This window comes from Falsiruegeria litorea R37 (assembly GCF_900172225.1).
GTDB classification, from domain to species: Bacteria; Pseudomonadota; Alphaproteobacteria; order Rhodobacterales; family Rhodobacteraceae; genus Falsiruegeria; species Falsiruegeria litorea.
Map to the genome: position 1 here is coordinate 1,500,206 of NZ_FWFO01000001.1, position 22,680 is coordinate 1,522,885.

A 22,680-nucleotide genomic window follows, 5' to 3' on the forward strand; every position below is an offset into this window, starting at 1 on the left:
GCCTGGTATTCAGTCTTGGAAACTGGTTGGCTAAATTTCGGATAGCCAGCCAGCCCGGCGGGCTGCTTCATGCACAAAACCTTTGGCTCAGATGAGACCAGAACCCCTCAAGCGCGGGAAAACCAGCGTTTTTTCGCCGTGCTGCGCAGATGTTCCAAGTCATCGTCTCAACAGTTTTGACCTGGTGCAACCGCCCCATTTCCGCATGTGGCGCAAAATCTTCGTGCATTCCGGCGGCGACCAAATCGGTACGGCAGGCCAGATCCGCGACCAGCGCAAAGTCATCGCATTCGATCTGCGGTAGCTGATCAACGATCTGCCAAGCCTCTGGATCACCGCCCAGCATCCCGGCGATGGCCGAGCGCCAATGGCGATGAAGATGCGCTGTCGTGAAAGGGCCACGAAAGATATCCGCGACCGAGACCGAGGTTGCATCCAGCAGCGGATGACCTGGCCGGGCCCAGAAGGATACAGGCTCCTTCCGGAGCACCAAGATATCCAGATCACTCAGATCCGGGGTGTGGGTCAGGTCGCACACCGCCACGTCAAGAGATCCCATGCGCAAGCCTTCCAGCGGTTCCTTGGTGGCGCGCACGTTGATCAACGCGTGCAGGTCGGGGTTCTCGCCCAGCATTTCCGCCAGAATGGGGGCGATGATTGTGCGCGTTGTCAGCGGGCCGCAGCCGATCTTGAGCGTTTCCGGTCCCTTGGAGCGCAGGCGCGATACGCCGGCCTCAAACTGGGTGGCGGCATTTTGCATCTGATCGAGCAGTTGCAAGAAATCCCGTCCGGCGGGCGTCAGCGGCGCCCCATTCGGGCCCCGCTCGAACAAGGTATGACCTGCATAGCTTTCAGCCTGACCGATATAGCGCGAAAAGCTGGCCGGAGAGGTGCCGATCGCCTCGGCCGCCGCGCGGAAGTTGCCGTATTTGGCCAGCGCGAACACCGCCGCAGAAATCTTTGCGTCAATCACTTTTGCCTCGCATCGCAGGAAACGGAACGCGCATACCAACGACTGGAACGAGAGGTCCGAAATGTGGCTCAACCCTGGGTTCTTTGCCACAAGGTGTCAATCCGCGGCAGATCGTCCGGACGACACGAGTACGGAGGACCTAAATGGTTCGATTCAATTCACTTATTTCAGCGCTCTGCGGTGTAGCTTTGAGCGTCACCGCGCTTCAGGCCATGGCCGGGACCGAGCGCCCGAATATCCTGATCCTCATTGCCGACGATATGGGGTTTTCCGACGTCGGCGCCTTTGGCAGCGAGATTGATACGCCATCGATCGATCGGTTGGCCGATCAGGGGATGCTGTTCACCAACTTCCATGTAGGCGCGTCCTGTTCACCGACGCGCACCATGCTGATCAGCGGTGTCGACAACCACCTAGCCGGTCTGGGTAACATGCTGGAAATCCAGGCCGACAACCAGTTCGGCAAGCCTGGATACGAGGGACATCTGAACGACAAGGTCGTGGCGCTGCCGCGTCTGCTACGTGATGCAGGTTATCACACCTATATGACTGGCAAATGGCATCTGGGTCACGAGCCCGGCACGATTGCTTATGACCGGGGCTTTGAACGGTCGTTCATGCTGGGTGAAAGCGGGGCCGACAACTGGGTTGAGCAGCCCTATGCGCCTTTCTATGACCGAGTGCATTACTACGAAGACGACAAACTGGTCAGCCTGCCGACAGAAGATTACTTCTCGTCGGATTTCTATACCCAGAAGATGATCGACTACATCGACAGCAATCTGGGCGACGGCAAACCGTTCCTGGCTTGGGTGGGCTATCAGGCGGTGCACTATCCACATCAGGCGCCGAAATCATTCATCGACAAGTACGACGGTGTCTATGACGACGGTTTCGAAGAATTGCGTGTCTCGCGCCTGGAAAAGCAAAAGGAACTTGGCCTTATCTCGCCGGATGTCGAATTGGACCCCGAGTTCGCCAAAACCAGCTATGAGCCCTGGCGCATGCCCGATTGGGAGGTATTGAGCGACGAGGAAAAGGCGTTCAATGCGCGGCGGATGCAGACCTATGCCGGTATGCTTGACAACATGGACGTCAACATCGGCCGCTTGTTGCAGCACCTTGAGGATAAGGGCATTGCCGACAACACAATCGTGATCTTCATGGCCGACAACGGTCCCGATCCCAACCAACTGCCGCTGTCCGAGGCCTATCAGGACTGGTACAAGGCCAACTATGACAAGGTCTATTTCGAAGACTTTGAGGGCGACTATTCCGACATGGGGCAAAAAGGCGTCTATGCGGACTACGGTCCAGGATGGGCTGCAGCCGCGGCTGTGCCAGGCAGCTATTTCAAGACCTTCTCGACCGAAGGCGGCCTGCGCGTTCCGCTGATCGTCCGCTTTCCCGGCGTGGTGGAACCTGGCACCCAGGTCGACAAGTTCGCATTTGTCCGCGACATCGTGCCGACCTTGCTTGAGGTCGCTGGCGTGGAAACGCCGGGCGACACCTACGATGGTCGTGAAATCCATGCGCCTGATGGCATCAGCATGATGCCGGTTCTGAAGGGAGAGGCCGAGACGGTGCGCGGTGACGACAATCCTGTGGGCTATGAGCTTGCAGGTTCGTCGGCTGTGTTTCAGGGGCGTTTCAAGTTGATGCAGAACCTGGACCCCAAGGGCACCGGTGACTGGGAGCTTTACGACATCGAAGCGGATCCGTCGGAACTGCACGACCTGGCAGGTCAGATGCCAGAACGTGTCGCGGAAATGCGTGCGTTCTTTGCGGCTTATGCGAAAGAGGTGAACCTGGTTCCTGTGCCAGAAGGATATAATCCGCTGGAGCAGACCGTGATCAATGCAAAGCGCAACACGGGTCATTGACTGAAAAGTTTTGGCGGGGCCTTGTCAGTTTGATGGGGCCCCGGTGCTTTTCGCGTTTCAAAAGGGCGGCTTGGTCAGCATCAGCCAAATGATCGCCAACACTGCGGCAAAGGCCGGAACCCCACAGGCGAACCAGATACGGTAGAGGCGATGGTAGTCGGGCGGCAAGTTTTGCCCCGCGTCGCGGGCAGAGATAGCCAGACTTCGGAGCCTGATCTGTATCCATACCACCGGCAGCCAAAATGCGCCGACAACCACATAGAGCGCAAGCGATAGTCCCACCCATCCTTCGATCACAGGCCAGCCGACCTCTTTCGCCAAGAAATATCCGGTTATGGGTTGGATTATGGCGGCTGTAGCCGTGAACAGCGTATCCGCCAAAACCACAATTCCGGCCACATGGGCAATCAACCGCGGGTCTTGCGACCTGTTCGAGATAACCATGAAGAAAGCGATGCCAGCCCCGGTGCCCAGCAATACCGTGGCGCCGACGACATGTAGAAACAGCAGGATGTCGTAGGTCATCGGTCCTCCATCATCAGCCAGACAATCGCGGCCAGGGCCATACCTGGGAAAACTTTGATCATTGGTCCCAAGGGATCTGACCAAAGATCGGGGGCCAGATACACACTGCCGATCAAGTAACTTGCGGACAGCGCGATCATGCCAAGTGCCGCGTTTTTGGCCCAAGGCCGATAGAGGATGGCCAGCCCCAGAAAAACATCAGCAACCGCGCCCCCAATCACCGAAGGTGCGATCATCCACGCAGGCGCCATGCGGTCCGTGAGAACCTGCATCGCTTGGGCGGGATCGAGCAGGGTGATCGCCCCCGAGAGGAGCCAGAACAAGGCCAACACCGCGATCGCCATGGGCAAGGCCAGAAAAGCCCGCGCATAGAGTCGCTCTTGACGGGTTGCGGGAAGCTGTCCGAGGGTTTCGTCCAAGCTGCGGCACGGCTGACCACCTACGGCGTTCCATGATCCAGGGTCTCCCTGAACGCCATCTGACAGCACATTCAGTGCGGTGGTTCTCAGCGGTGATCGCCATCCCAGATATCCCAACCCATCAGCGACCCGACCAAGAATTGAGACGCAGAGAGACGGCACAGGGAAAGTCAGCCGAGGGGCAGGCCACCCCTGCCAGCGGCGTATCTTGGCGATCAGATCCGGCAGGCTGTGGGTCGCGTCTTCGGTCAACTCTGCGACGGTCCTGCGGGAATCCTGCCTTTTGCGGCGGACATCACGGCGTCAGTGACGTCGTCCATGTGCACGGTCTGGATGCGGGCGTCCGGCAGAACAATTGGTTGGACAAAGGGAACGGCAGCGACCGCGCGCAACAACGCCGTGCCACCATAAGCCTGAGGTGCGAGCAACAGAGTGGGGCGGTAGACGACCCAATCCTGTGCGGTCTGCATAAGCGCCTTGTCGCCGCGCGCCTTGCTGCGCATGAAGGCGGTTGTCGCCTGTTCGGACACGCCGGCGGCCGAGATCTGGATGATGCGCACCGGTAGATCTGCAGCGGCTTGGGCAAGTCGCGAAACCGCCGTGACATGAATAGCTTCAAGATCATCCCTAAGCCCGTCTTGCAGCGCACCGGACGCATTGACGACCACATCCACACCGGTCAGGAATTCACGCCATTGATCGACTGTGATTGAAGGAATGTCGCGAATGATCCATGCGTTGGTGCCGCCCGAGGCAGCGGCGGCGCTGCGCGACCGTCCAATCCCAACGACATCAAAACCGGCCAGCGCCAAAGCGCGCATGCAGGCCGATCCGATCAGGCCATAGCCCCCTAGAACAATTGCCTTGGGCACGTCCGTTCCCTTCCTCGTTCCCTTGTATCCTTACATCAGGAAACGCGGCTGAGTGCCAAGAATTCGGGGGGCGCAGTGTCGCGGTTTCCCTCAGGTTTGGCCGCCTGCGATTTCGATGCACTGGCCGTTGATGCTCTCGGATCCCGGGCGGACCAGCCACAAGGCTGCGGCGGCCACTTCTTCCGGCGCGATAAGACGTTTGTGGCGGTTCGAGCTTACCATAATCTTGAGCGCGTCCTCTTTACTGACGCCAGCACGTTCCGAGATCGACACGGTGTTGCGATCCACGATGGGTGTATCGACGTAACCGGGGCAAAGCGCGTTGAACGTATATGGCGTGCCCATGAATTCTTCGGAATAGGTGCGGGTCAGCCCCACCAGCCCGTGTTTGGATGCAGCATAGGCACCAGCCCCCGGCGCGCCGCGCAATCCGGCGATAGAGGCAACAGGGACTACCCGGCCCCAATCGGTTTCCAGCATCGAGCGCAGGCTTTCGCGGATCGTCAGGAAGGCGCCATCCAGATTGGTGGCCATGATGTTGCGCCAGAATTCCATGTCGGTCTTTTGCAGCATCTTGCCCTCGGCAATGCCTGCATTGGGGACCGAGATCTGGATCGGGCCATTCTTGGCAACAGCCGCCGCAATCTTGGCTGTCACGTCGTCCTCATTCCGAACATCCATGGCCATCGCGGTCATGTTGTCGGTGGCAACCTCTTCCAGCACCTCTTGGCGGCGTCCGGTGATTGTCACATGGGCGCCCTCATCGGCCAGGGCGCGTGCAATGGCCAGTCCGATCCCTGTGCCGCCACCCGTTACCAGCGCATGTTTTCCCTGCAAACTCATATCCTGTCCTCCCGTTTCCTGACCCAACCCTACGCGTGACTGGCGATGTGACAAGCCGCGCCGTTCCGTCACAAAGGGGTATCAGGGCATGCAATCGCATGCCGTAAACGACGTTCAAATTGTCGCATTCCAGATGTTGGTCTGTACAATTGTCGCCGCCATGCAGTAGGGGACACCCAAGCTGACTGAAAGGTGCGTGTCATCCATGGAACACCGCACATGACACTTCGAAAGATTGACCTGCCGCCACTTTGGTTGCTGGGATTTGCTGCCCTTGCATGGATGCAGTCCCGGTTCTTGTCGCTTGGGTTGTCTTTGGAGGGGCCGATTTCCGGCCTTCTCAGCGGGCTGCTGATCGGTGCCGGGCTGCTGTTGATGCTGCTCGCAGTAACCGAGATGCGCAGGCATCAGACCACGCTCTGGCCGCACGAGAATGCGCAGTCGCTGGTTCAGACAGGCATCTTCAAGCGCACACGCAACCCCATTTATCTGGGTGACGTTCTGATCCTGGCAGGGCTGATTCTGCGGTTTGACGCCGTGTTGGCGCTACCACTTGTTCCGATCTTTGTCTGGCTGCTGGAGCGACGCTTTGTCATTCCGGAAGAAAACCGGCTCAGGCGGACGTTTCGCGCGGATTTTGCCCGTTATCAAGGCAAAACGCGCCGTTGGGTGTAGGAGTTTTGTGACACTGGACCTAACGTTCTTAATGCTGCGCTTGCGAAATAATGTTGCGCAATTTATGGCATGGCTTTGCGAACCGAACCAAACCGCGTCCGAAAACGGGCGAAAAAGGGGGACCTGACGGGTGAAAATAGGCACACCAAAGGAAATATTTGAGGGGGAAGCGCGTGTCGCGATGACCCCGGCGTCTGCGCTGCAGTTGCAGAAACTTGGTTATGACTGCGCGATCGAAAGCGGGGCAGGTGTTGCCGCCGGTTTCTCGGATGCGACGTACGAAGAAGCAGGTGTCGAGGTCATCAAGACCGCCGCGGCCCTGTGGAAAGAGGTCGACATCATCGCCAAGGTGCGCCAGCCTAATGAGACTGAGCTCAAGCGCCTGAATGGCGACAAGACGCTGATCTCGTTCTTCAACCCTGCCGGGAACGAAGAAGGGATGGAGCTGGCCAAGTCCAAAGGCGCAAACGTCATCGCCATGGAAATGGTGCCGCGTATCTCTCGCGCGCAGAAGATGGACGCGCTGTCGTCGATGGCTAACATCGCGGGCTACCGTGCCGTGATCGAGGCAGGCAACAACTTTGGTCGCTTCTTCACTGGTCAGATCACCGCTGCGGGTAAAGTTCCCCCGGCGAAGGTTCTGGTTGTCGGTGCTGGTGTGGCCGGTCTGGCCGCCATCGGCACCTCGACCTCGCTTGGTGCGATCACTCTGGCGTTCGACGTGCGGCCCGAAGTGGCTGAACAGGTCGAATCCATGGGTGCCGAGTTCGTTTACCTGGACTTCGAAGAGGAGCAGCAGGACGGTGCGGCAACAGGCGGTTATGCGTCCGTGTCCTCTCCTGAGTTCCGCGAGGCACAGCTGGCCAAGTTCCGTGAACTGGCGCCTGAGGTCGACATCGTCATCACCACGGCCCTGATCCCCAACCGCGAAGCGCCCGAGCTGTGGACCGAGGATATGGTCGCCGCGATGAAGCCGGGTTCGGTCATCGTTGACCTTGCGGCTGAAAAGGGCGGCAACTGCAAGCTGACTGTCGCGGACGAGAAGATCGTGACCGACAATGGCGTGACCATCATCGGCTACACCGACTTCCCCAGCCGGATGGCAGCGCAGGCCTCGACGCTCTATGCGACCAACATCCGTCACATGATGACCGACCTGACCCCTGAAAAAGACGGTCAGATCGTGCACGACATGGAAGACGACGTGATCCGCGGCGCAACCGTGACCCACCAGGGTGAGATCACCTTCCCGCCGCCGCCGCCCAAAGTGGCCGCAATTGCCGCGCAGAAAAAGCCCGAGGTCAAGGAACTGACCCCGGAAGAGAAGCGCGCGCAAGAGGTCGCCGAATTCAAGGCGCAGACCAAGCAGCAGGTGACCCTGCTGGCGGTTGGTGCGGTTGTGATGCTGGGTGTGGGCCTTGTTGCCCCGGCCAGCTTCATGCAGCACTTCATCGTGTTTGTGCTGGCTGTGTTTGTGGGCTTCCAGGTGATCTGGAACGTTTCGCACTCGCTGCACACCCCGCTGATGGCTGTGACCAACGCGATTTCGTCGATCATCATCCTGGGCGCCCTGATGCAGATCGGGTCGGGCTCGTTCCTGGTGATCCTGCTGGCGGCGTCGTCGGTCTTCATGGCCGGGATCAACATCTTCGGCGGCTTCCTCGTGACACGGCGCATGCTCGCCATGTTCCAGAAATCCTAAAGGAGTAGAGGACAATGGACTTTGGATTTACCACTGCGGCCTATGTCGTCGCGGCTGTTCTCTTCATCCTGTCTCTGGGCGGTCTGTCTGGTCAGGAAAGCGCCAAGCGCGCGGTATGGTACGGTATTGTCGGCATGGGCCTGGCGGTCTTTGCAACCCTGATCGGTCCTGGTGCCGGCCTGTGGTGGCTGTCGATCATCCTGATCGCCCTGGGTGGCATGATCGGCTATCAGCTGGCGTCAAAGGTCGAAATGACCCAGATGCCGGAGCTGGTGGCTGGCATGCACGCGCTGGTGGGTCTGGCGGCCGTGTTCGTGGGCTTCAACGCGCATTTCGAACTGGGCAACGTCATGGCCATGGACGAGGCGACCAAGAAGACCCTCGAAGGGTTTGCGGCGCTGCTGGCCAAGAAAGACGGTGTCGAGATCAACATCCTGCGGGTCGAAGCGGCCTTGGGGATCTGGATCGGTGCTGTGACCTTTACCGGGTCGGTCATTGCTTATGGCAAGCTGTCGGGCAAGGTGACATCCGCGGCAACCAAACTGCCGGGCGGTCACATGCTGAACGCCAGTGCGGCTGCGCTGTCGTTGATCTGCCTGATCTGGTATCTGAACTCGGGCGGTTTCTTCCCGCTGTTGGTTCTGACCATTGCGGCGCTGTTCATCGGTTATCACCTGATCATGGGCATCGGCGGCGCCGACATGCCGGTGGTTGTGTCGATGCTGAACTCCTACTCGGGGTGGGCGGCGGCCGCGATCGGCTTCTCGCTGGGCAACGACCTGCTGATCGTTGTGGGTGCTCTGGTTGGTTCCTCGGGTGCCATCCTGTCCTACATCATGTGTAAGGCGATGAACCGCTCGTTCATCAGCGTGATCCTGGGCGGCTTTGGCGGCACCACCGGTCCCGCGATGGAGGTTGAGGGCGAGCAGGTCGCAATCGACGCCGAGGGCGTGGCAACTGCTCTGGACGAAGCTGACAGCGTCATCATCATCCCAGGTTACGGCATGGCCGTTGCACAGGCACAGCAGAACGTGGCGGAGCTGACCCGTCGTCTGCGCGCCAAGGGCAAAGAAGTGCGCTTTGCGATCCACCCGGTTGCGGGGCGTCTGCCGGGGCACATGAACGTGCTCTTGGCCGAAGCCAAGGTGCCGTATGACATCGTGATGGAGATGGACGAGATCAACGATGACTTCCCGGAAACGGACGTGGCCATCGTCATCGGGTCGAACGACATCGTGAACCCGGCGGCGCAAGAGGACCCCAACTCGCCGATCGCGGGCATGCCAGTTCTGGAGTGCTGGAAAGCCAAGCAGGTGTTCGTGTCCAAGCGTGGTCAGGGCACGGGCTATTCAGGCATCGAAAACCCGCTGTTCTACAAAGAGAACACGCGCATGTTCTATGGCGACGCCAAGGCCTCGCTGGACACACTGCTGACCATGATCAATTGATCTTGGAATTGCGGGAAAACGGAAAGGGCGCTCTTCGGGGCGCCCTTTTTTTGTGCGAGGCTCTGCCTCGCGCTCCGGGATATTTTTGGCAAGAGGAAGAGTGGAGGCGCGAAAAACCGCTGCGTTTCAATGCGTTGGGAGGTTTGTATACCTTTGCATTCATCTAAGCTATTGATTTAAAAAGATAATTGATGTTGAGGCGGGCGACGTTATAGTGGCGCAAAGCCCGGAGACGCCCCATGCCACCGATTCAGGACCATCCCTTGCGCTATGCGCTTGCCAACGAGTTGCATGCGCGCCCGTTTCCGGTGTCGCAGGCGCCCTGCACGGTGGTGTTCCTGGCGATCAAGAAACCGGATCAGGCGGCGGGTCGTGACAGGGGGGTGGACCGGGCGCATCTGTTGGATCTGTTGGATCGCCACGGCGCGCCGCACCCACAACCGGACGCCACGCACTATGCCGGCCAGATCGGGCGGCATTGGCTAAAATGGGAACAGCACACAGAGTTCGTGACCTATACGGCATTTTCGGACGGGGTGAGCGAGCGAGAGTTCAACCCAACGGATTTTGAGGTCTTCCCCGCGGATTGGCTGGAACAGGCGCCGGGGCAACGGGTGACCTCGGCCATGGTGCGTGTTTTGGATCGCCCTGACAAAGCGCAGGTCAAACGGTACTTGGCGGATTGGTTTGTTCCGGAAAGCCTGGCGGTGTCGCAGGTGTTGGATGATGCAGCCATTGCGGCAGGGGATTTCCGGATCGACCCGGCCGGGCACATGCGCTTTGCCGTCTTTGTCTCCAAGACCACTGGCAAGCGGCGGGTGGGGCGGATCGTGCAACGCCTGTGCGAGGTCGAGACCTACAAGGCGATGTCGATGCTGGGCTTTGCACGGGTCAAATCACTGAACGAGCGGCTGGGAGAGATGGATGTGCGTCTGACACAGCTGATGGTCGAGATGACAGAAGGCGAAGCGCCCGCCGATGAGATGCTGCCGCAGCTCTTGTCGATCTCGACCCAGCTGGAAACCATGGCCGCGCGCTCGTCGTTCCGGTTTGGTGCGACAGGCGCCTATGAGGCCATCGTGAACCAGCGCATCCAGTCCCTGCGCGAGGAACGCTTTGAAGGGCGGCAGAGCTTTGCCGACTTCATGATGCGCCGGTATGAACCTGCGATGCGAACCGTGAAGTCAACCGAAACCCGACTGCAGATGCTGTCGGACCGGGCGATCCGGGCGGGCGAGTTGCTGCGAACGCGGGTCGATGTGGAACGCAGCGCGCAGAACCAGGCCTTGCTGGAAAGCATGGACCGCCGGGCCGATCTGGCCCTGCGGCTACAGCACACGGTCGAGGGGCTGTCGGTGGTGGCGATCAGCTACTACGCGGTCTCTCTGGCGGCGTATCTGCTCTATCCGCTGACTGCGACGGGATTGAGCAAGGGGATGATCACCGCGCTGGTCACTCTGCCGGTTGTTGGGTTGGTGTGGCTGATGGTGCGCCGGATCCGGAAGCGGATCGAATAGCCTGATCTGCCAGTTTGCCCCCAAAAGCGATCGACAGCAGGGCGGTGATTGCGGCGACGCTCAGGGTGGGAACACCTGACAAACCAGCGCCAACCGTACAACCGCCGGCAAGAACGCCGCCCATCCCCATGAGCGCTGCACCAGCCAGATAACGCCCGGTCTGGCGCGGGCTTTCGAAACTCTGCCAGCGGAAACTGCCGAACAGCAGGGCTGCGACCAAGGCACCGGTCAGGACACCACCCATCAAGCCCACGCCAAAGCCCGGCAAGATCGAAGTCGACGCAACGGTGTAGAACAGGCTGTCTGCAGCCGGAGAGGTGAAGGACAGGCTTTCCAGCGCAATGGGGTCAAACTCATCCAGCAGAATGTAGCCGGTGCCGACCCACCCCAGCGGAGCCAATGCACCGATGAGGGCTGCCCCAAGCAAGACCAGTGGACCATTCCCCGACCGCAGGGCCGTGATCAGAGCGGCCCCACCCAACGCACCGGCATAGAGCCAAGCGCCACCGGGCAAAGTTGCGAGCGAGACGTTGGAACCAAGATCAAAAGTGACCGAACCGACCGCCACCCGCAGCGGGGCCAAGACGCCCTTGAGCATGGCGTGGGCCACCACGGCAAACACCAACAGAACCAGCAAAGCGCGCAGGTTTCCGGTGCCCCCCAAAACGGTCAGGCGGGAAACACAGCCTCGGGTCAACACCATGCCGATGCCGAACATCACCCCGCCCAGAACGATCGCGAGTATGGGGAATTCAGATGCCATAAAACGGTGCTCGTCGAAAGTGATCAGTTCCGCTGACACCAGCCACTGGGTGCCGATCACGGCCACGGCCAGGGCCATCATCCAGACACCGGCAGCAGAGCGGCGATCTTCTCCCACCACGGCGCGACGAAAGCAAAACCCAGTGCGTTCGGCGAGGAAGCCGAAGATCGCGCCAAGGATAAGCGCCAGCGCGACACTGGCTTGTTTTGCGGTTGTCTCTTCAAAGCCGAATGTTTCGAACATGGGGGCCTCCAGCCGGGGTGGGTACTGAGTTCCACTAGGTCCAGCACTCATCAACAATCAAGGCTATGTGAATATGATGGTGCGTTTCGGAGGGGGAAGATTTCTTGATCTTGAATGGGGAAGGGGAACAATATCGTCGTTCTGCGACCCTGGAAAGACAAACGGCCGCCCGTTGCGGGGCGGCCGTTTGCAGATGTTCTTTTTTGCTGTGCTCAGCGACCGCGGATACGCGGGTCCAGAGCGTCGCGCAGACCGTCGCCCAGATAGTTGACGCTCAGCACGGTCAGCGAGATCGCAAGCCCGGGCCAGATCACACGCTCGGGGTATTGTTGCAGATAGTCGACGCCATCAAACAGCAGCCGGCCCCAGGTTGGGAAGTCGGGCGGGAAGCCCAAGCCAAGGAACGACAAGGCGCTTTCGGTGATGATTGCGGTAGCAATACCCAGGGTGGCCGACACCATGATCGGCGACAGCACGTTGGGCAGAATGTGGCGGGTGATCAGCTTGGAGTTGGTGGTCCCGATGGAGCGGGCGGCGAGAACGAACTCGCGTTCCTTCAGGGCCAGCACATCACCGCGCACGATACGGGCTGTAGGCATCCACGAGGTGATGCCGATGGCGGACACGATCAGGATGAAAATCCCCTGTTCCAGACCGAAGGCCGCATTCAAAGGCTCGCGGAACAGCAGCATCATCACCAGCAGCAGTGGCAGCAGAGGCAGAGCCAGGAACAGGTCGGTCAGGCGCATCAGCGGGCCGTCGAGCCGCTTGAAGAACCCCGCCAGAACGCCCACGAACGAACCCAGGAACAGCGCCAGCAGCATCGCGGTGATGCCCACTGAAACAGAGGTCGCGCCGCCGGCCATCATGCGAGCCAACAGGTCACGGCCCAATTGGTCGGTGCCAAAGGGGTGCGCCCAGCTGGGGCCCTGATTGCGGGACCGGATGTCGATCTGGGTCGCGTCGATGTCCCAGATGAACGGCCCAAGATACACGCCGGCCACGATCAGGATGAACAGAACGCCGCCCATCATCGCGCCCTTGTGGGTCTTGAACTGGTCCCACACGTCCAACCATTGGCTGCGCGGCGGTTTGGTCGGTTCCGGTTGGTTCAGCGTAGTCTGAGTTTTGCTTAGTTCAGTCATAGCGGATCCGTGGGTCAAGGATGCCATACAGGACATCGGCGATCAGGTTGAACAGCACGATGAGCACGGCGAAAATGAATGTGAGGGTCTGCACCATGGGCAGGTCGTTGGCCTGAATGGCGCCGATCAGCAACTGGCCGATGCCGTTCACCTTGAACACCTGCTCGGTGATGATGGCGCCGCCAAAGATGGCCGGGATACCCAGGGCGATAACGGTGACAACTGGGATCATCGAGTTGCGCAGGACGTGAACCATGACCACGACATATTCGCTCAGCCCCTTGGCGCGGGCGGTGCGGACATAATCCTGGTTCAGGTTGTCGAGCATCGAGGCCCGCATGAACCGGCTGAGCTGCGCAGTGATCTGCAACGCCAGAACCATGACCGGCATGATCATCTGTTGCAGCTGCTTTACGAAACTTTCCCAACTGTTGACGACCAGCGTGGTGTCATAAATCGACGGGAACCATCCCAACTGGACCGAGAAGATCACGATCACCAGAACGCCCGAGAAGAAGGGCGGAACCGAGAAGCCCACCATCGACACAAACGTGCCCAACTGGTCGAACCAGCTGTACTGGCGATAGGCCGAGTAGATGCCGATCGGAAGCGCGATGATGATGGCGACAACGTAAGCGGTGCCAACAACCCACAGGGTCTGCGGAATACGCTGAACCACGATGTCCATGACGGGCGAACGGGTCTGCCAGGAGATCACGCGCAGCTTGCCCTCGGAGAAGCTTGTTCCCAGATAGTAGTCGATCAGAACCTGCGGTTCGATCCAGAAGAACTGCACGATCCATTTCCAGAACCGGATATGGATGGGCTGGCCAAGGCCAAGGGCCTCGCGCATCTTTTCTTTGACTTCGGGGGGAACAGTCAGCGGGACCTGAGCCATCGGGTCGCCGGGGGCAAATTCCAACAGCATGAAGATAACTAGACTGATGAACAAAAGCGTTGGTACAGCCAGAACCAAACGTCGGATAGTGAAGGTCAGCATTCGTGTGCGCCTTTGTTTATGAGTCTTTTTCTTGGGTGCGACTTGGGGTCATGATGCCAGAGGCCGCGCCCCGATAATGATCGGAGCGCGGCTTTGCAAGGGCTAACGCTTAGGAACCGGTCTTGCGGTGCCAGTCAGCGATGTTCCACATTTCGCTGTCCCACACGTTCAGGACAACACCGCCCAGGGTGTTGGCATGTGCCGACAGACGACCACGGTGCACCAGCGGGATCATGCCGCCGTTTTCAACCATGATGTCGTTCAGACGACGCGCGATTTCGGCGCGCTTGTCCGCGTCAGCGGTCTGGGTCAGCTCAGCGTGCAGCGCATCGAACTCTTCGTTGCAGAAGCGGCTGATGTTTTCACCCTGCCACTGCGATTCCGGGCGCGGAGCCTTGTCGCAAATGCCGTTGCCCAGGTAGGACTGCGGGTCGGTGCCGTTGAAGGTGTTGGCGTACATTTCAACGTCAGCATAGAACTTCTGGAAGGTATCGGGCGAGCCCGGGTCACCACCAAAGAAGACCGACGCATTGATGTTGCGCAGCTCGGTTTCGATGCCGATTTGGCTCCACCACTCTTTGATCAGAGCCTGGAAGTCCTGACGCACGGCGTTGGTCGAGGTCTGGTAAACGACCTTGAGCGGCACACCGTCTTTTTCACGTACGCCGTCACCGTTGGTGTCAACGATGCCTGCATCGTCCAGCAGCTTGTTGGCGCCAGCAATGTCCTGGGTGTCGCACGAGAAGGTGGACGAGTTTACAGCAGCAGGTGCCGGAACCCAGTTACAGGTAACCGCACCGGCCTGACCATAGCCGATCTCAACCAGCAGCGGGCGGTCGATGGCCAGCGACATGGCTTTGTAGACGGCCGGGTCCTGCAGGAACGGGTGCGGATGTTTGGCAGTCGAACGCTCGCCTTCAGGAAGGTCGGGCGACGGGTTGGTCTGGTTCAGCATGATACGCTCGACCAGCGGGCCGAAGCCTGCGATCGGGGTGCCTTTGCCGCCTTCTTGCATCTGTGCGATCACTTCGGGCGCCAGCTGCAGGTTCCAGGCATAGTCGAACTCGCCAGTTTCCATGACGGCACGGCCGGCCGCGGTTGCGTCGCCGCCACCTTTGAACGTCACTGTCGCAAATGCGGGCTTGTTCGGGTCACGATAGTTTTCGTTGGCCGCATAGGTGATCACGTCGTTCGGCTTGAACTCGGTGACAACAAACGGGCCGGTGCCGATCGGGCCAAAGTTCTCGGTGGTGCACTCGGGCGCTTTTGCTCCCATGCAGTTTTCGAACTGTGCCTTCTGCAGGATCGGGCTTTCGCCGCCAACGAAGGGGCCGTATGGGAACGGGGTCGGCTTGTCGAAGGTCACGACAACGGTCATGTCATCGGGGGTTTCGACCGACTGCACGCCGTCAAACTTGGTCAGCTGCGCGCAGCCACCTTCGGGGTGCATGCAGTAGTCGGCGGTGAACTTGACGTCAGCCGAGGTAAAGGCCGAGCCGTCCGACCATTTGATGCCGGGCGCGATCTTCCAGGTGATCTGGGTCAGATCTTCGCTCACGCCGCCGTTGGAAACGGTCGGAATTTCGGTGGTCAGGAAGGGAACAAGTTCGCCGTCCTGGTTGTAGCGCGCCAGCGGCTCGAGGATGATCGCCGAGGCGTCGCCGTCTTTGGTACCACCCGACAGGAACGGGTTCAGAATCGACGGGGCTTGCCAATAGATGATGTTGACGTTGCCGTCCGACCCGCGCTCGGCCATGGCCATCGGGGCCATTGCCGTGCTTGCGATCGCACCAAGTAAAAGGGCTTTGACTTTCATTATACACTCCATGTTGGACACTTACGTGCCTCGATTATCTCCGCGATGCCCGCGGATTCAGCGTGTGCCGCTCTTCGATTAAGGAGTTGGAACTAAACGGGAAACAGGTTCACGTTACGTCAGCGCCATTCATCCCCCGAGAACGGTTACGAGGCGTATCGAAACAGAGTTTCAAAAAATTGCAAGCCTTCGTGACGGGAAAATCTATGCGTTTGACTTTCCCCCTCGCAGGGTCTTAGCGTTTGGCTCTCAATTCCAAAGGCGACCAAAGGGGAGCGCGCGCGTGCTGGATCAGCCTATTGCACAGATCAAAGGTCTTCGGGTCGAATTTCAGACAAAAGACGGTCCGGTTGTCGGTGTCGAGGATGTCTCGTTCGAGGTAAATCCGGGCGAAACCGTTTGTATCGTTGGCGAATCCGGGTCCGGAAAATCGGTTTCTTCCCTCTCGTTGATGCGTCTGGTCGAGTTCGGCGGCGGCGAGATCGCGGGCGGGAAACTGCTGTTTGATCGGCGCGATGGCGGTGAAATGGACCTGGCCAATGCCGACCAGGAGTTGATGAAACAGATTCGCGGCAACGAGATCGGAATGATCTTTCAAGAGCCGATGACTGCCCTGAACCCGGTCTTTACTGTGGGTCGCCAGCTGACCGAAGGGTTGCGCGTTCACAAGGGCATGTCGCAAAAAGACGCCGAGGCGCGCGCGCTTGAGTTGCTGCGCCAAGTGCGAATCCCCGAGCCTGAACGCCGCCTGAAACAATTCCCGCACGAGTTGTCTGGTGGTATGCGCCAGCGTGTGGTGATTGCCATGGCTATGGCGTGTGAGCCGCGCCTGCTGATCGCGGACGAACCCACAACCGCGCTGGATGTGACCATTCAAGCCGAAATTCTGGCGCTGATGGACCGCTTGAAGCGCGAAACCGGCACGGCGGTGATGTTCATCACCCACGACATGGCTGTTGTGGCGCAGATGGCCGACCGCGTGGTCGTCATGTTCCGCGGCAACAAAGTCGAAGAGGGCACGGTTCAGGAGATCTTTGAGAACCCGCAGCACGACTACACCAAGGCGCTGCTGGCCGCGGTTCCGAAACTGGGTGAGATGCGCGGCAGCAAAGAACCCAGCCCGATGAAACTGATGGGGGTCGAGGGGCAGAACCTTGATCCGATCCCAGGCACAAACGAGGTGCTGTTGCGGGTCAAAGGCCTGACCACGCGCTTCCCGGTCAAGGGCGGTTTTTTCCGTCGCACCATTTCCAATGTCCATGCGGTCGAGGATGTGTCGTTCACCATCAACCGGGGCCAGACCCTGAGCCTGGTGGGCGAATCAGGGTGCGGTAAATCATCTGCAGGCCGTTCGATTCTGCGTTTGGTCGAACCGATGGCGGGCGAAATTGACCTGGATGGCGTCGATATCATGAAGCTGGACCAAGGCGGCCTGCGCAAGGCGCGTCTGGATATGCAGATGATTTTCCAGGACCCGTTTGCCTCGCTCAACCCGCAGATGCAGCTGCTGGAACAGGTGGCCGAGCCGATGCGCAACTATGGCGTAGCCAGCGGGTCTGAGTTGACGGATCGGGTGGCGAACCTGTTCGACCGTGTACAACTGCCGCGCAGCTTTATGCGCCGCTATCCGCACGAGATGTCGGGCGGTCAGCGTCAGCGAATCGCAATTGCCCGTGCATTGGCCCTGAACCCAAAGTTGATCATCGCGGACGAGGCGGTCTCGGCGCTTGACGTGTCAGTGCAGGCGCAGGTGCTGAACCTGATGATGGAACTGCAGGCCGAACTGGGGTTGAGCTATCTGTTCATCTCGCACGACATGGCCGTGGTCGAACGCGTCAGCCATCAGGTGGGTGTGATGTACCTGGGTCGGATTGTGGAACTTGGCCCGCGCAACCGCGTGTTTGAAAACCCGCAGCATCCCTATACACAGGCATTGATGAAGGCGGTTCCGATTGCCGACCCGAACAAGCGCAAGTCGGAAAAAGACTTGAACTTCAAACCGATCCCGTCGCCCATCCACGGGTTGGACTACAGCCCCGAACCGTCGAAATACAACGAGGTCGAGCCGGGGCATTATGTGCTGACCACCGACAGCGGGTACTAAGGGGACATCATGGCCGAGCGATTATCGCCGCTGGAGATCATGACCAAGCTGATCTCGTTTCCGACGGTCAGCCGGGACACCAACCTGCCACTGATCGACTGGGTTGAGGGGTATCTGACCAGCCACGGCATCGAAAGCCATCGATGGCCCGACCCGGATCAACCCCACAAGGCGGCCTTGTTTGCCCACGTCGGCCCCTGGAAAGAAGGGGCCGTCGTTCTGTCGGGGCATACGGATGTCGTGCCGGTCGATGGGCAGCCTTGGGACACTGACCCGTTCACCGTTGTTGAGCGAGACGGAAAGTACTTTGGTCGCGGTACCTGCGACATGAAGGGGTTCGACGCCATCGCCATCTGGGCTTTGGTCGAGGGCACGTACCGAGATCTCAAGCAGCCTCTGCAACTGGCGTTGAGTTTTGACGAAGAAATCGGCTGCACCGGCGCACCGCCGATGATCGAAGCGATGCAGCCGGTTTTGCCTAAGGGCTCGGCCGTAATCGTTGGCGAGCCATCGATGATGAAGGCTGTGACCGGCCACAAGGGCGGGCAGGGGTTTTGGGTCGATGTCTGGGGGTTCGAGGTCCACAGTTCGATCATGCACACCGGCGTCAACGCCATCATGGAAGCGGCCAAGATCATTGCGTGGTCGAATGAGGTGAACGAGGCCGAACGGGCCAAGGAACCCACCCCTGTCGCGGCCATGTTTGAGCCGCCCTGGACGACGTTGCATACCGGCGTCATCGAAGGGGGCACTGCCGCCAATATCACGGCGAAACACTGTAGTTTCGACATCGGATACCGGGCCGTCCCAGACGCCGACAAGGACGCCTGGACCGCCATGGTCAGGGACAAGATCCGCGAAGTCGAAGAGGGAATGCAGGCCATTCATCCCGAGGCCCGGATCGAGGTGCATCAACGCTTTGGCGTGCCGGGCCTGAAACCCGAAGAGAATGGCGAGGCCGAGGGATTGGTGCGCAAGATCACCGGTGATAACGCCTCTCATGTGGTTAGCTACGGCACCGAGGCCGGACAGTTTCAAGAGGCGGGATATTCCGCCGTGGTGTGCGGACCGGGTGACATCGCTCAGGCGCATCAGCCGAACGAATTCATCACGGTTGCGCAGTTCGAGGCGGGCGTCGCGTTTGCCGACCGATTATTGGACCGATTGCAGGAGGGTTAAATGCCGATCAAAAACCGCTTGGCCGAGATGCACGACGAAATCACTGGCTGGCGTCGGCACCTCCACGCACATCCAGAATTGCTCTTTGACGTCGAAGAAACCGCCGCATTTGTCGGAGAGCGGCTGAAAGAGATCGGTGTAGACACGATCACCCCCGGCATCGGGCGCACTGGCATCGTCGCCACCATCAAGGGGCGCAGCGACACCAAGGGCCGTGTGATTGGCCTGCGTGCCGACATGGACGCGCTGCCGATCCACGAGGCGACGGGGTTGGACTATGCCTCGACGGCTGAAGGCAAGATGCATGCTTGTGGGCATGACGGACATACCTCGATGCTGTTGGGGGCCGCGAAATACCTGGCCGAGACGCGGAACTTTGACGGCACCGCCGTGCTGATTTTTCAGCCTGCCGAAGAGGGCGGGGCCGGTGGTCTGGAAATGTGCCAGGACGGCATGATGGACCGTTGGGGCATTCAAGAGGTCTATGGCATGCACAACATGCCGGGCATGCCGGTTGGGGAATTTGCGATTCGTCCCGGCGCGCTGCTGGCTTCGTCTGATGAGTTTGAAATCACCGTTACCGGCAAGGGTGGCCATGCCGCGGCGCCACATGATGCGGTTGATACAACTCTGGTTGCATCGCAAATTGTTGTTACATTGCAATCTGTTGTGGCGCGCACAGTTGATCCGATCAAGCGCGTGGTTCTGACGGTGGGCACTTTTGAAACCGACAGTGTCGCCTCGAACGTGATCGCCCATACCGCGCGCCTTCGGGGCACCGTTCGCACACTGGACCCCGAATACCGTGCCATCGCCGAAGAGCGCGTGCGCCGGATCGCCGAAGACACAGCTTCGGCTTTTGGCGCCAAGGCCGAGATGACCTGGACGCCGGGCTATCCCGCGACGGTCAATACGCCAGACGAGACCGTGTTCGCTGCCGAAGCCGCCAAGGCGGTGTCGGGGTCGGTCAACGATGCCACTGATCCAATCATGCCGAGTGAAGACTTCGCCTACATGCTGGAAGAGCGCCCCGGCGCCTACATCTTTATTGGCAACGGGGACACGGCCATGTGCCATCACCCGGAATACAATTTTGACGACGAGGCGATCCCGGCGGGTTGCAGCTGGTATGCCGAGGTCATCGAACGACGAATGCCTGCCGCCTGAGCGTGGCGAATCCCACGGTATGACAAAGGGGAGAGTGACATGCCGATCAAGAACCGCCTGGCCGAAATGCACGCCGAGATTACGGCGTGGCGGCGAGACATCCACGAGAACCCCGAGATCCTGTACGACACCCACCGCACCAGCGCTTTGGTCGCCGAGCGGCTGAAAGAGTTCGGTTGCGATGAGATCGTGACCGGCATCGGTCGCACCGGAGTTGTCGGCGTCATCAAGGGCAAGACCGATACCAAAAGCGCGGTGATCGGCCTGCGGGCAGACATGGACGCGCTGCCCATGCAGGAACAGACCGGGCTGGACTATGCGTCGAAAACCGATGGTGCGATGCATGCCTGCGGTCATGACGGGCATACGGCGATGGTGCTGGGGGCGGCGAAATATCTGGCCGAGACCCGCAATTTCGATGGCACCGCCGTGGTCATCTTTCAGCCCGCCGAAGAGGGCGGCAACGGGGCCGAAGCGATGGTCAAGGACGGGATGATGGACCGCTTTGGCATCCAAGAGGTTTACGGCATGCACAATGTGCCAGGCCTGCCGACCGGTCAATTTGCGATCCGGTCTGGCCCGATGCTGGCGGCTGCCGACACGTTCGACATTGCGCTTGAGGGGCACGGGGGCCATGCGGCCAAACCGCAAGAGACGGTTGATACGACCGTGATGGCCTCGCAACTCATCGTGGCGTTGCAAACCATCGTTTCGCGCAACACCGATCCGGTGTTGCAGGCCGTGGTGTCTGTCACGTCGGTGGAAACCTCTTCGAATGCCTTCAACGTCATCCCGCAGGCTGCGCGGATCAAAGGCACGGTGCGGACCCATTCCAACGACATGCGCGCCCTGATCGAACAGCGCGTGCATGAGGTGACGCAAGGGATCGCAACGAGTTTTGGTGGCAAGGCCGAGGTGACCTATGAACACGGGGTTCCCGTGACCAGCAACGCCGAAGCGAACACAGAGTACGCGGCCGAGGCTGCACGCATCGTGGGTGGCTCCTGCGGTGAGGCACCAATGGTCATGGGCGGCGAGGATTTTTCGTTCATGTTGGAGGCTCGTCCCGGCGCCTTCATCATCCTGGGCAATGGCGACAGTGCCGGGCTGCACCACCCCGAATACAACTTCAACGACGAGATCATCCCAATCGGCTGCAGCTGGTTTGCCGAGATGGTCGAGCGGCGCATGCCTGCCGCGTAAATGCGATAAACCAAGAGAGAGAAGAGACATGCCAGTCAAGAACCGCTTTGCGGAACTGCAAAATGAAATCACCGAATGGCGACGAGACATTCACGAAAACCCGGAAATTCTGTTCGAAACGCACCGTACCAGCGCGCTAGTTGCGGAAAAACTGCAAGAGTTCGGCTGTGATGAGATTGTCACCGGTATCGGTCGAACCGGCGTTGTGGGCGTGATCAAGGGCAAATCCGACACTGCCGGAAAAGTCATCGGCTTGCGCGCCGACATGGACGCGCTGCCGATCCACGAGGCGACCGGGTTGGAGTATGCTTCAAAGACCGATGGTGCGATGCATGCCTGCGGTCACGACGGCCACACCGCGATGCTGCTGGGGGCGGCCAAGTACTTGTCCGAGACACGCAACTTTGACGGCACCGTCGTGGTGATCTTCCAGCCCGCCGAAGAAGGCGGCGGCGGCGGCAAAGAGATGTGCGACGACGGCATGATGGAGCGTTGGAACATTCAGGAAGTGTATGGCATGCACAACTGGCCGGGCCGTCCTGTTGGCTCCTTCGCGATCCGTCCCGGTGCGTTCTTTGCGGCCACCGATACGTTCGACATCACACTTGAGGGGCGCGGCGGCCACGCTGCGAAACCGCATGACACCGTTGATACAACCGTGATGGCCGCGCAGACCGTGCTGGCGCTGCAGACGATTGCGTCGCGCAATGCGGATCCTGTGGATCAGGTTGTTGTGTCAGTGACGTCGTTTGAAACCTCGTCCAAGGCCTTCAACGTGATTCCGCAGACGGTGCAGATCAAAGGCACCGTGCGCACCATGTCGAAAGAGATGCGCGATCTGGCCGAAACCCGGATCAAAGAGATCTGCAACGGCATTGCGGCGACCTTTGGCGGAACCGCCGACATCAACTACATGCGCGGCTATCCGGTGATGGTGAACACCGAAGAGCAGACCGAGTTTGCGGCCAAGGTGGCGCGCGATGTGTCTGGCTCTTGCGATGATGCGCCTCTGGTGATGGGCGGCGAGGATTTCGCTTACATGCTCGAAGAACGCCCAGGGGCCTATATTCTCGTTGGCAATGGCGACACGGCCATGGTGCATCATCCCGAGTACAACTTTGACGACAATGCGATCCCGGCTGGCTGCAGCTGGTGGGCCGAGATCGTCGAGCAGCGGATGCCTGCTGCTTGATCACAAGGTGG

19 protein-coding genes are annotated in these 22,680 nt (G+C 59.8%); 10 read left to right on the forward strand and 9 right to left on the reverse strand.

The window, feature by feature from the left end; genetic code table 11:
• Window positions 1–67: 67 nt before the first annotated feature.
• Window positions 68–973 carry a LysR family transcriptional regulator gene (locus tag TRL7639_RS07410; protein ID WP_165759772.1) on the reverse strand — a complete coding sequence of 302 codons (906 nt, stop codon included), beginning with the start codon at window positions 971–973 and terminating at the stop codon, window positions 68–70.
• A 143-nt stretch (window positions 974–1,116) separates the two neighbouring features.
• Between TRL7639_RS07410 and TRL7639_RS07415 the strand changes: the two genes are divergently transcribed.
• A complete protein-coding gene (locus tag TRL7639_RS07415) occupies window positions 1,117–2,856 on the forward strand; it encodes an arylsulfatase (protein WP_085795093.1) in 1,740 nt (579 codons plus the stop codon).
• A gap of 57 nt (window positions 2,857–2,913) precedes the next feature.
• On the opposite strand, the gene TRL7639_RS07420 is transcribed toward TRL7639_RS07415, so the two are convergent.
• From TRL7639_RS07420 to TRL7639_RS07430, 4 genes are all read right to left on the reverse strand, one after another.
• The gene (locus tag TRL7639_RS07420; protein WP_085795094.1) at window positions 2,914–3,381 is read right to left on the reverse strand and encodes a DUF2269 family protein; all 468 of its coding nucleotides are present in this window, start codon (window positions 3,379–3,381) and stop codon (window positions 2,914–2,916) included.
• A complete protein-coding gene (locus tag TRL7639_RS23300) occupies window positions 3,378–4,052 on the reverse strand; it encodes a DoxX-like family protein (protein ID WP_235820280.1) in 675 nt (224 codons plus the stop codon). Before TRL7639_RS23300 ends, TRL7639_RS07420 begins: the two co-directional genes overlap by 4 nt.
• Window positions 4,049–4,672, reverse strand: a complete 624-nt coding sequence (locus tag TRL7639_RS23305) for an NAD-dependent epimerase/dehydratase family protein (RefSeq protein ID WP_235820281.1) — start codon at window positions 4,670–4,672, stop codon at window positions 4,049–4,051. The genes TRL7639_RS23300 and TRL7639_RS23305 overlap by 4 nt, the downstream gene beginning before the upstream one ends.
• A gap of 90 nt (window positions 4,673–4,762) precedes the next feature.
• On the reverse strand, window positions 4,763–5,515 hold the full coding sequence (locus tag TRL7639_RS07430; protein WP_085795095.1) for an SDR family NAD(P)-dependent oxidoreductase: 753 nt from the start codon (window positions 5,513–5,515) through the stop codon (window positions 4,763–4,765).
• Window positions 5,516–5,734: 219 nt separating this feature from the next.
• On the opposite strand from TRL7639_RS07430, the gene TRL7639_RS07435 reads away from it, so the two are divergent.
• From TRL7639_RS07435 to TRL7639_RS07450, 4 genes are all read left to right on the forward strand, one after another.
• Entirely contained in the window at window positions 5,735–6,190 is a 456-nt protein-coding gene (locus TRL7639_RS07435) for a methyltransferase family protein (RefSeq protein ID WP_085795096.1), read from the forward strand.
• Between the two features lie 130 nt (window positions 6,191–6,320).
• On the forward strand, window positions 6,321–7,892 hold the full coding sequence (locus tag TRL7639_RS07440; protein WP_085795097.1) for a Re/Si-specific NAD(P)(+) transhydrogenase subunit alpha: 1,572 nt from the start codon (window positions 6,321–6,323) through the stop codon (window positions 7,890–7,892).
• Between the two features lie 14 nt (window positions 7,893–7,906).
• On the forward strand, window positions 7,907–9,340 hold the full coding sequence (locus TRL7639_RS07445) for an NAD(P)(+) transhydrogenase (Re/Si-specific) subunit beta (RefSeq protein ID WP_085795098.1): 1,434 nt from the start codon (window positions 7,907–7,909) through the stop codon (window positions 9,338–9,340).
• 239 nt (window positions 9,341–9,579) lie between these two features.
• On the forward strand, window positions 9,580–10,857 hold the full coding sequence (locus TRL7639_RS07450; RefSeq protein ID WP_085795099.1) for a DUF3422 family protein: 1,278 nt from the start codon (window positions 9,580–9,582) through the stop codon (window positions 10,855–10,857).
• Here TRL7639_RS07450 and TRL7639_RS07455 read toward each other — a convergent pair.
• The 4 genes from TRL7639_RS07455 to TRL7639_RS07470 all read right to left on the reverse strand — a co-directional run bounded on the left by TRL7639_RS07455 (window position 10,793) and on the right by TRL7639_RS07470 (window position 15,824).
• Window positions 10,793–11,863: a YeeE/YedE family protein gene (locus TRL7639_RS07455; RefSeq protein ID WP_085795100.1), complete on the reverse strand. Its 1,071-nt coding sequence runs from the start codon at window positions 11,861–11,863 to the stop codon at window positions 10,793–10,795. The two genes, TRL7639_RS07450 and TRL7639_RS07455, sit on opposite strands and share 65 nt — an antisense overlap.
• Window positions 11,864–12,075: 212 nt before the next feature.
• Window positions 12,076–13,008, reverse strand: coding sequence for an ABC transporter permease (locus TRL7639_RS07460; protein ID WP_085795101.1), 933 nt, complete (start codon window positions 13,006–13,008; stop codon window positions 12,076–12,078).
• Window positions 13,001–14,008, reverse strand: a complete 1,008-nt coding sequence (locus tag TRL7639_RS07465; protein WP_085795102.1) for an ABC transporter permease — start codon at window positions 14,006–14,008, stop codon at window positions 13,001–13,003. The genes TRL7639_RS07460 and TRL7639_RS07465 overlap by 8 nt, the downstream gene beginning before the upstream one ends.
• A gap of 109 nt (window positions 14,009–14,117) precedes the next feature.
• Entirely contained in the window at window positions 14,118–15,824 is a 1,707-nt protein-coding gene (locus tag TRL7639_RS07470; protein ID WP_085795103.1) for a peptide ABC transporter substrate-binding protein, read from the reverse strand.
• Window positions 15,825–16,107: 283 nt separating this feature from the next.
• On the opposite strand from TRL7639_RS07470, the gene TRL7639_RS07475 reads away from it, so the two are divergent.
• The 5 genes from TRL7639_RS07475 to TRL7639_RS07495 are packed head-to-tail and all read left to right on the forward strand — an operon-like array spanning window position 16,108 to window position 22,669.
• The gene (locus TRL7639_RS07475) at window positions 16,108–17,928 is read left to right on the forward strand and encodes an ABC transporter ATP-binding protein (RefSeq protein ID WP_085795104.1); all 1,821 of its coding nucleotides are present in this window, start codon (window positions 16,108–16,110) and stop codon (window positions 17,926–17,928) included.
• A 9-nt stretch (window positions 17,929–17,937) separates the two neighbouring features.
• A complete protein-coding gene (gene argE, locus TRL7639_RS07480) occupies window positions 17,938–19,107 on the forward strand; it encodes an acetylornithine deacetylase (RefSeq protein ID WP_085795105.1) in 1,170 nt (389 codons plus the stop codon).
• Window positions 19,108–20,274, forward strand: coding sequence for a M20 aminoacylase family protein (locus tag TRL7639_RS07485; RefSeq protein ID WP_085795106.1), 1,167 nt, complete (start codon window positions 19,108–19,110; stop codon window positions 20,272–20,274).
• 39 nt (window positions 20,275–20,313) lie between these two features.
• A complete protein-coding gene (locus tag TRL7639_RS07490) occupies window positions 20,314–21,477 on the forward strand; it encodes a M20 aminoacylase family protein (protein ID WP_085795107.1) in 1,164 nt (387 codons plus the stop codon).
• Between the two features lie 28 nt (window positions 21,478–21,505).
• On the forward strand, window positions 21,506–22,669 hold the full coding sequence (locus TRL7639_RS07495; protein ID WP_085795108.1) for a M20 aminoacylase family protein: 1,164 nt from the start codon (window positions 21,506–21,508) through the stop codon (window positions 22,667–22,669).
• Window positions 22,670–22,680: the final 11 nt, after the last annotated feature.